This is a genomic window from Rhodoferax sp., assembly GCF_014859475.1.
In the GTDB taxonomy this organism is placed as follows: domain Bacteria; phylum Pseudomonadota; class Gammaproteobacteria; order Burkholderiales; family Burkholderiaceae_C; genus Rhodoferax.
The window spans coordinates 1-2,699 of record NZ_JACUUE010000271.1; the positions used below are offsets into that span (position 1 = coordinate 1).

The 2,699-nt window shown below is 63.1% G+C and carries 3 protein-coding genes; all 3 read left to right on the plus strand.

Annotated elements, in window-relative coordinates:
* The first annotated feature begins 72 nt into the window (after window positions 1-72).
* Window positions 73-1,329, plus strand: coding sequence for a cyclopropane-fatty-acyl-phospholipid synthase family protein (locus tag IBX54_RS14215; RefSeq protein WP_296543309.1), 1,257 nt, complete (start codon window positions 73-75; stop codon window positions 1,327-1,329).
* Window positions 1,326-1,892, plus strand: coding sequence for a chalcone isomerase family protein (locus IBX54_RS14220; protein WP_296543310.1), 567 nt, complete (start codon window positions 1,326-1,328; stop codon window positions 1,890-1,892). The genes IBX54_RS14215 and IBX54_RS14220 overlap by 4 nt, the downstream gene beginning before the upstream one ends.
* Before the next feature lie 84 nt (window positions 1,893-1,976).
* The coding region (locus IBX54_RS14225; RefSeq protein WP_296543311.1) for an MFS transporter at window positions 1,977-2,699 on the plus strand (723 nt) is incomplete at its 3' end.

Consider the following 2,699-nt stretch of genomic DNA (forward strand, 5'->3'; position numbering starts at 1 on the left):
AATGACGGGGTTCCTTCGCGTTAACCCAGCCCACCTTCTTTACTTCAAATTTTTCAACGCTCAGACCTGACCATGAACACAGCCACCTCTGTTGCCCCGCGTTACACACCTCCCCAGCACGCCCCCACCGCGGCTCGCGCCGGCTTGCGCTTGCTGGAGCAACTGCGTCACGGCGCGCTCACGCTCACTTTGCCTGACGGCTCGCACCGGCGTTATGGCGAACACCCGCACCAGCACGCCTTGACTGGTCCGCAGCACCCCTGCGCAACGCTGCGGCTGCACAACTGGAAGGTGTTTGCGGCGGCGCTGAAGTCGGGTGACATCGGTTTTGCCGAAAGTTTTATCGCGGGTGACTGGAGCACGCCCGACCTGACCGAGCTGCTCAAACTGTTTGCCGCCAACCGCCAAACCATGGATTCTGCTATTTACGGCACCTGGGGCGGGCGCCTGCTGTACCGCATCAAGCACCTGCTGCAGCACAACAGCCGTGCCAACAGCCGCAAAAACATCCACGCGCATTACGACCTGGGCAATGACTTTTACCGGCTGTGGCTTGACGAGACCATGAACTACTCGTCGGCCTGGTTTGACGGCAACTTTACCCAACCCATGGCACAGGCGCAGACCGCCAAGGTGCGCCGCGCCCTGCACATGGCCCGGGTCAAGCCAGGTGACCGGGTGCTGGAAATTGGTTGTGGATGGGGTGCGCTGGCGCAAGAAGCCACCACTGAATTCAAGGCCTCGGTGGTGGGCGTGACCCTGAGTACCGAGCAACTCGCTTTTGCCCAAGCGCGCCTGCACAAACTGGGCACCAGCAGCGCTGCCGAGCTGCGCCTGCAGGACTACCGCGACATCACCGATGCACCCTTCGATGCGATTTGTTCCATCGAGATGGTCGAGGCGGTGGGCCGTGCTTATTGGCCGCAGTACTTCCAAAGCGTGAGCCGCCTGCTCAAACCCGGCGGGCGCGCCTGTGTGCAAAGCATCGTCATCAGCGATGGTTTGTTCGAGCGCTACATCAAAGGCACCGACTTCATCCAGCAGTACATCTTCCCGGGCGGCTGCCTGCCGTGCCCGCGCGAGTTTCGCAACCAGGCGCAGGCGGCAGGCCTGGTGGTCGAAGACGAATTTGCCTTTGGCCTGGACTACGCCGAAACCCTGCGCCGCTGGCGCGACGCCTTTTTGGCGCGCCAGGCCGAGGCCAGCCAACTGGGCTTCGACACCCGATTCATGCGCATCTGGGAGTTCTACCTGGCCTATTGCGAAGCCGCCTTTGAGGTCGGCAACATCGACCTGGTGCAATACACCCTGGTCAAGCCGGCACCATGAAGCCCCTTGCCAGGCAGCTGGTACTTACTGGCACCGCCGGGCTTTTTAGCCTGCAGCTCTGGGCCAACACGCTACCCACTGAGTTGCGCGCGGCACTGCCCACGGCCGCGCTGGCGGGCCAGGCCAAGCTGACTTTTTTTGGTTTTGATGTGTATCAGGCTTCGCTGTGGGTGGCGCCAGGATTCAGCGCTGCTGCCTTTGCCGAGCACGGCTTTGCGCTCGAGCTGGCCTATCTGCGTGATTTTTCAGGTGCCGATATTGCCGAACGTTCGCTGGCCGAGATGGCGCGCCAGGCGCCCATCAGCGCCGAGCAAGCTGCGCGCTGGAGCGCGCAGATGGGCAAGCTGTTTACCAATGTCAAGGCTGGTGATCGCCTCACCGGCATCCATCAGCCGGGCGTGGGCGCGCGCTTTGTGTTCAACAGCCAACCTCTGGGCGAGATCGCGGATGCCGAATTTGCCCGTCTGTTTTTTGGCATCTGGCTGTCGCCGCAAACCTCAAGGCCCAAGCTGCGGCTGGCGCTGTTGCAGCAGGTCAAGCCCGTCGGGGGTGCAACACCATGATGCGCCGCCTGACTGCGCCAGCCCAAAGCGCGACCTTGCACCTTGTTTCGTCTGTGTTTCATCATGTGGGGCGGCTCGGTTGCCATGACAGTTAGCTTGCGCACGTCCGACGGCTGGCGCTATGGCTTGCTGGGTTTGCCGCTGGCGTTTTGCGCCCTGCCGCTGTACGTGCTGATGCCCAATTTGTACGCGCGCCAGTGGGGCGTGTCTTTGGCGGCACTGGGCGCGGTGCTGCTGGCCGCGCGGCTGCTCGATGCTGTGCTCGACCCCTGGTTGGGCCGGCTCTGCGACCACCTGTTTGCCCGCTCCATCAGCGCCGTGCTGACCTTTGGTGCGGCGGCAGCGCTGCTGCTCGGCTTGGGTTTTTCAGCCATTTTCTTGCCTCCTGTGACTGAGCCTGATGTCTTGCTGGTTTGGGCCGGTGGTTGGCTGGTGCTCACTTACCTCGCCTACAGCGCGCTGGCGGTGGCGCACCAGTCCTGGGGCGCCATGCTGGGCGGCGACGCGCTGCAACGCAGCCGCATCGTGGCCTGGCGCGAAGGCTTGGGGCTGCTGGGTGTGGTGCTGGCCTCGGTCACGTCCACGCTGCTGGGCGTGCCGCTGATGCTGGCTTTGTTGTGGTTGGCTCTGGGCCTGGGCTGGTGGGCCTGGTCCAAAGCGCCAAGGCCAAAGCGCGCCGGCCATGACGCGCCAACCGAAGTAGCCCCGATTCGAGACGCTTTTCATGAACAACCCCGTCATTGCGAAAGCGACCGTCATTGCGAACGCAGTGACGCAATCCATGTCCCCGGAAGTCATGGATCGCCA